This is a genomic window from Streptomyces lushanensis, from assembly GCF_001700515.1.
Classification (GTDB): domain Bacteria; phylum Actinomycetota; class Actinomycetes; order Streptomycetales; family Streptomycetaceae; genus Streptomyces; species Streptomyces lushanensis.
Map to the genome: position 1 here is coordinate 1 of NZ_MAUD01000269.1, position 6467 is coordinate 6467.

The window sequence follows — 6467 nt, forward strand, 5'->3', positions numbered from 1 at the left end:
CTTTGGGACGGCGGGGCTCGGGGGTGGGTTGAGCCGGCTCAGGCGCTCAGATCGTCCTTGGTGAGGGCGGTGATGAAGGTGGTCCAGGCCGGCGCGGGGACGGTGAGGGCCGGGCCGTCGGGGTTCTTGCTGTCACGGACGGGGACGAGGCCGGAGACGCCGTCCGCCACTTCGACGCAACTGCCACCATCCGGATTGCTGTAGCTTGACTTGCGCCAGCCCGCGAGCAGCGACGCCGGGATGGTGTCCGTCACCTCGACGCAATCGCCGTTGTCCGGACCGCTGTAGCTGGACTTGCGCCAGCCGGTGAGGGCCGACGCCTTGGGGATGCGGCTAACAGTCATTTTCGTAATCCTCAGCCACCGATTCGATGAGGGCCAGGGATGCCGCTGGCGGCAACGCGGCGGCCCTCGTCAAATCGTATGCCTGACGGAGCCTTCGCACGAGGTGCGGATCGTCGAACAGGGCTCCGGTGAATACGCCCTCGACGTACGCCATGTCGGGGGCGTCGTCAAAGCTCATCAGGGTGACCATGCTGCCCATGGTCGCGTGAGCTCCGGCGGAGAACGGCACGATCTGCAAGTAGATCCTGTCGTCCCGCATCAGCCGGGCGAGGTCGCGGAGTTGCTCGGCCATCACGGCCGGGCCGCCAACCACGGTCCGCGTGACTGCCTCACTGAGGACAACCCACACCATGGGCGTCTCTGGGTCCTCCAGCATCAGTCGACGCAAGGTTCGACCCTTGACCAACTCGTCCATCCGCTTCGGGTTGGGGTTGGGCTCTCCCGACCGGTACACCGCACGCGCGTAGTCGGCCGTTTGGAAAATGCCGGGGACCAGTGAGACAGCGAATTGGTAGATCGCCGTCGCCAAGCGCTCCGCCTCGGCCGCCTCCCGGAAGTGCGCGGCGTACTTGGCCTCTTCGAGGATGCTCAGCATCCGGTGGAACCGACCCCCCGTGCCGAGCACCTTGTCGATCCGCTGCGCGTCCTCTGCACGCGGCATGCGCCTTCCCGCCTCGAAGTGCGCGATCAGACTGGCGTGGCAGACCACGCCCTCGCCGAGTTGTTGCTGCGTCAGTCCGGCGGCCTCACGGGCGATACGCAGTTCCTGTCCGAAGTGCTTGCGCGGGGGCAGGTACTCCCGCGTCTCGCGCTTGTCCTCATGCGGCATTGCAACGCTCCTTCTTGACATGCGTTCTGTCGAGCCATGCCCCCGGTCGGAGCGTACGCGCCCGCCTTTCACTCCGTAGTCCATTCATCACAGAAAGCGACATGACGAAGAGATCGTCAGCTTTCCTCCAGCACCGCCCGGATCACATGCCGTGCGTCGCGGGCCATCTCCAGGTTCGTCTTCCGGTAGTACGGCAGCGCGACCAGCGCCTGTGAGAGCGTCCGGCCCCGGCCGCGGGTCCAGGTCACGTCGTCCACGTCGAGCGCCTCGCGGAAGATCTCCCTCGCGTCCGGCGGCAGGAGATTCCACGCCGGGAACAGATCACAGGCCGGATCGCCCGCTCCCGTACACCCGAAGTCGATGACGGAGGCCAGCCTGCCGCCTTCGTCCACCAGCAGGTTGCCCGGCGTCAGATCGGCGTGCAGCCACACCGGTGGCCCGTCCCAGCGGGGCGCCCGTAGCGCGTCCTCCCACACGGCGGTCACGGCGTCGCAGTCGACGCCCTCCTCGGGGATCGTGCGCAGTTGCTCGATCGCCGCCCGGGTCGGCGCGTCGAGCGAGGTGAGCGGTCCGCCACGGTAGGCGTCCGGCGGATCCGGCAGGTGGACGCTCCGCATCGCCGCCACGAAGTCGGCCAAGTCCACGGCCAACGAGGCGGGTTCGCGCAGCGCGCCCGCCTCCGGGTTCGCGCCCGCCAACCAGCCGTACACCGACCACGGCCACGGATATCCCTCGGCGGGCTGTCCGGCCGCGAGTACCTCGGGGACGGGTACGGGCAGCAGGGGCGCGAGGCGGGGCAGCCACCGCTGCTCCAGTGATACGTCCTTGGCTCCGCCGCTCACCAGCGGCAGCCGTACGACCATGTCGTCGCCCATGCCGTCGCCCGTGGCGTCCCCCAGCCGGTACATGGCGTTGACCGTTCCGCCCGACGGCACCCGCTCCACCGCCAGCCCCGCCCACCGGGGGAACTGCCCGGCGACCAGCCGCCGTACGAGGTCGTCGTCGATGGGGTGGAGGCCGGGGTGCATCTGCCCTGTGCTCATGGGGCGCCATCCGATCGCCGCGCGTCGGTGGGCGTCAAACGCTTTTGGCTGCGGTGTCGCGCCACGCCCGCCACGGGCCCGGAGCGGAAGCTCCGGGCCCGCGTCCTGCCTGCGGTGGCGTCACCGACGCGGGGGACGGGTCCGCCAGGTGGCGAACAGCCCCACGCCGACACTGGTGACGGCGGTGAACGCGGCGGGCCCCGCCACCGTGAAGACCACGGCGGCGACCGTGAGAAGGACGAGCAGCGCGATGAGGTCCAGTACGCGCTCGCTCAGGGCGGGGATGCCGCTGGTGGGCCCGGTGGATCCGACCGACCCGGCCGACCCGGCGGGCTCCGCGGGTACGGCGGGTACGGAAGGTGCAGCGGGTACGGCGGGAACGGCGGGGGTGGTGGTCTCGTTGGTTACGGTGGAGGCGGCGGATTCGGCGGTCTCGGTGGACTCGGCGGTCTCGGCGAGTGCGGGCTCCTGAGATGAAGTAGCCGGTGCGGTCGCGGAGTTCATTGCTTCATTCGTCATGTGCACCAGCACACGCCCGACCCCCCGTTCGGTCCGAGCTGAGCGAACGACGCCGAAGAATACAGAACAGCGCACGTCAGCGGTCGAACGGAGGCTCTGTTCGATCGAACGTCTCCTTCCGTTCGGCAGCGTTCGGCGCCGTTCCCCGAACTCCGTGACAAAGACGAACGCACGCGACTACGCTGCCTTCCCCGCAAGCCGATCGGAGCCGCCGATGACCGAACTGGAGCCTCTCGCACGTGACTCACCACCACCATCACCCGACGTGTTCCAGCGCGAACTGGCCGCATTCGCCAAGGATCTGAGATCTCTGCGGATCTCGCACGGCAATCCCTCGCTCCAGAAGATCTCCGAACTCGCCGGCCTGCACGGCCGAGGACTGGTGAAGTCCACACTCAGTGACATCTTCAACGGAGTACGACTCCCTGAATTCGACTCCCTCATGTCACTCGTGCCGGCGCTGCTCATATCGGACTCTCCCGCGCTGACATCCTCCTCGCAGCGTGTCAGCAGAGACGACCCGCGGCTGGAGGAATGGCGTACCCGGTGGAAACGGCTCAAGGGCCTTCAGACCGAGTCGCAGGACGACACCGTCGCGAATCCCGAACCAGATCAGGAATCCGCACCCGAACTCGAAATCGAACCCGACCTCGAATCCGATCTCGAATCGACACCGGAGCCGGAGCCGGAGCCGGAGCCGGCACCTGAACGTGCCCTGTCTCCCGCCGCGCTCCTGAAGATCCTCCGCCGTCAACTCGCCCAGCCGCTCTCGGACGACGAGTACATCCTGCTGGACGCGTTGGCATTTCCGGCCCCGCGCTCGGCCCCCGGCCGGCCAGGGCTGAACCGGATCGCGGAAACCGCAGTCACATGTCTTTCCCAAGCCTCCGCAGGACATATCACCTCCGTCCTGCGCTCCCTGACGGCCCGCGGCTTTCTTCAGCCCGGACCGGACGGACATCACACCATCACCGATGCCGCCATCCGCGCATTGGCCAGAAGGAGAACGTCATGAGCCGGCGCCCGTTCAGCATCTCACGAGTCTCAGAAACCGCCGGTGAAGGCGTACTGGACATCCCCAGCCTGTCGGTCCTGCGCTACAAGGACCCGGAGACCCTCCTGAGCGACTTCGAGACGCTCTGGGGCGTACGGGCCAAGGCCGTCGCCCTGCCCGTGCTGGAGCCCGACGGTCTGCTGTTCGACGTCGACGGGCTTCGCGGCGTCCCCATGTCCAACTACGCGAAGGCCAACTCCCGGATCGGGAGTTTCGCGGACGCGGTCCGTGTATTCGTCACGGCCGGACTCGATGTCACCTTAACCCTCTTCCCCGGTCATGGATTCGTTCCCGGCGACGGCATCCGCACACGTAACATCGCGGGCCGCACGGCGAATCAGGCCTGTCTCGCCAATCCGCGGACGAGTGAGATCTTCGGTGCGATCCTGGGCACCGGAATCGACATCGCCCGTGAGGTCACGGCCGGAACGAAGGGCAGCGGCAGACTCAAAGGGGTCGCGCTCGACGTGACCGATCTCTGGGGAATGAGCGGGCAGCTCGGCAGAGTCGAGAAGACCTGTTTCTGCCCGGCCTGCACCCGGCACTTCGACAAGTACGCTCCCGATCTCCTCAAGCACTACCGCACCTTCCCCAATCCCTGGAGCCTGCTCCTGCGGGCGACCAGCGCCACCGGCATGACCTATGTCTCCGATGTGACGCCGAGCATGAGCGCGGAGGAGATCGTCGGTCTCGCGCGGCAGGGCAAGTTCGACGAGCAGTTCCCGAATTACGACCACGCCGAACTGCTCCGTACGGCGGAAGTACTGCTCCGTTACATGCGGGTCCGGCACTCCCTCACGGTCGCCGCGATCGGCGCGCTCTTCGACTACGCGTGCGAGGGCCTGGAGGAGAAACTGACACGCGTCCTCATGATGGAGGGCGAACTCTACGGCTGGACATCGGGGTTGTGGCTGGAGGACCTCGACAATGCCATCGGCAGTGGCGAGGAAGCCGGATTCGACGAGCTGTGGCTCGACTCCGGTACGTCCTACGTGCCGCGGCACGTCCCCTATCGCGCGTACATGTGGTCGCGCAGCCGGTACTACATCAGTCAGTTCTTCCAATTGGCCGGCGAACTCTGCGACGCCCGTTCCCGCATTCACACGGGTCTGCGGTACAAGACGGTCGAGGAGTGCCGTCAGATGATCGTCGAACGCTGGCAGTTGGTGCACGGTTCGGCGCAGAACGCCCAGGCCGCCCTGCTGGCGCTGCCCACGCCTCCCGACGCGACGTCCGACGCGCGGCGGGGCTTCGTCGGGATCGGTCTCCAGGAGGAGTACGGCAAGCAGTTCAGCGACCAGCTCAACATCCCGGCGACCAGTTCGGAGCGGAAGAACCTCCTGCCGTCCCCGTCGGGACTGAATCTGGCGCAGATCTTCGGCCAGCTCCAGGCGGGGGACGACGACTAGGCCCTGTCCGGTCCTGGAACCTTTCGAGGGGGTGCACGGTCCTGTCCGGCCGGACAGGACCGTGTGACGCAGAGCACACCCGGATGAAAACCTGGCCGTCGCGCCGTGCGTCTAGCCGGTGTGGGATCACGTAGGAGGACACTCACCGCGCTGGACGAGGAGGGACTCGTCCGGCTCGTCGCCAAGGGCGACCGCGCCGCGTTCGAGGAGTTGTACCGGCGCACCGCGCCCTGGCTGGCCGTACGGCTGCGGCGGCGGTGTGCGGACGAGCAGATCGTCGCCGAGGTCATGCAGGAGACGTACCTGGCGGTGTGGCGCGCGGCGGGCGCGTTCGCGGGCGCGGCCGTCGGCGGTACGGCCGTCGGCTGGCTGTGGACGATCGCGGCGCGGCGCCTTGTCGACGCGTTCCGCCGACGCGCGCACCACGCGCGCCTTCCCGAGGTGATGGCGGCCGGGGTCGCCCCCACCGTCGCGCCCGCCGCCGAGGACGAGGTGCTGGCGGCGGGCGTCGACGGCGAGGTCGGCGACGCGCTGCGGCGGCTCGCGCCCGAACTGGGTGACGTACTGCGGGCCATGGTGCTCGACGGACTCACCGTACGGGAGACCGCCGTTCTGCTCGGACTGCCGGAAGGCACCGTCAAAACCCGCGCCCGTCGGGCACGGCAAGCCATGCGGGAGGCACTGTCATGAGCGACAACCACGGGCGCGGGGGTACGGACCGGTCCTCCGGCACGGGCACGGGTACGGGGCGCTCCTCCCGCAGGGGTACGGACCGGTCCTCCGGCACGGGCACGGGTACGGGGCGCTCCTCCCGCAGGGGTACGGACCGGTCCTCCGGCACGGGCACGGGTACGGGGCGCTCCTCCCGCAGGGGTACGGGCCGGTCCTCCGGCACGGGTACGGGTGCCTCGCCCGCCCAGCACGCCTCCGAGACGCTCATCGGCCGCTACGCACGCGGCGACAGTGCCATCGCGGGCGACGAGGTCTGGGCGCTGGAGGCCCATCTCGAATCCTGCGCGGTCTGCCGCGCGCGGCTCGCCGACGCGGTGGAGGGCGGCGCGCCCGAGGTGACCGCGCTCGTCGCCGGTGTCTGGTCGGAGCTGGCGCCGCCGCTGCCCGCGACCGCTCCCCTGCCCAGGCGCCGCCGCTGGGCCGTGCCTCTGCTGGCCTGGGCCTCTCCGGTGATGATGCCGTGGATGTGCACGACCGTGCTCGTGACCCTGCTCGCCGTCCTCTTCGACCGGCTCAGCGGCGGCGCCTGGGCAGGGG

General features: G+C 68.8%; 8 protein-coding genes. 4 read left to right on the forward strand and 4 right to left on the reverse strand.

Translation table 11 applies throughout. The features are described 5' to 3' along the window. Nucleotides 1–38: 38 nt before the first annotated feature. From BFF77_RS21560 to BFF77_RS35770, 4 genes are all read right to left on the reverse strand, one after another. A complete protein-coding gene (locus BFF77_RS21560) occupies nucleotides 39–344 on the reverse strand; it encodes a DUF397 domain-containing protein (RefSeq protein ID WP_066952423.1) in 306 nt (101 codons plus the stop codon). Further along, nucleotides 334–1173, reverse strand: a complete 840-nt coding sequence (locus BFF77_RS21565) for a helix-turn-helix domain-containing protein (RefSeq protein ID WP_066952425.1) — start codon at nucleotides 1171–1173, stop codon at nucleotides 334–336. The genes BFF77_RS21560 and BFF77_RS21565 overlap by 11 nt, the downstream gene beginning before the upstream one ends. 116 nt (nucleotides 1174–1289) lie before the next feature. Then, a complete protein-coding gene (locus tag BFF77_RS21570) occupies nucleotides 1290–2216 on the reverse strand; it encodes an aminoglycoside phosphotransferase family protein (RefSeq protein ID WP_066952427.1) in 927 nt (308 codons plus the stop codon). 120 nt (nucleotides 2217–2336) lie between these two features. After that, nucleotides 2337–2735, reverse strand: a complete 399-nt coding sequence (locus BFF77_RS35770) for a hypothetical protein (RefSeq protein ID WP_169922700.1) — start codon at nucleotides 2733–2735, stop codon at nucleotides 2337–2339. Between BFF77_RS35770 and BFF77_RS35255 the strand changes: the two genes are divergently transcribed. From BFF77_RS35255 to BFF77_RS36295, 4 genes are all read left to right on the forward strand, one after another. Beyond that, nucleotides 2734–3750 (forward strand): hypothetical protein, encoded by a 1017-nt coding sequence (locus BFF77_RS35255; RefSeq protein WP_169922701.1) that lies wholly within the window; start codon nucleotides 2734–2736, stop codon nucleotides 3748–3750. The two genes, BFF77_RS35770 and BFF77_RS35255, sit on opposite strands and share 2 nt — an antisense overlap. Next, the gene (locus tag BFF77_RS21585; protein ID WP_066952433.1) at nucleotides 3747–5198 is read left to right on the forward strand and encodes a hypothetical protein; all 1452 of its coding nucleotides are present in this window, start codon (nucleotides 3747–3749) and stop codon (nucleotides 5196–5198) included. Before BFF77_RS35255 ends, BFF77_RS21585 begins: the two co-directional genes overlap by 4 nt. 120 nt (nucleotides 5199–5318) lie before the next feature. Next, nucleotides 5319–5888, forward strand: coding sequence for an RNA polymerase sigma factor (locus BFF77_RS21590; protein ID WP_066952437.1), 570 nt, complete (start codon nucleotides 5319–5321; stop codon nucleotides 5886–5888). Continuing rightward, nucleotides 5885–6467 (forward strand): zf-HC2 domain-containing protein (locus BFF77_RS36295; protein ID WP_211280291.1); only part of this gene is annotated, 583 nt, incomplete at its 3' end. The genes BFF77_RS21590 and BFF77_RS36295, both read left to right, overlap by 4 nt.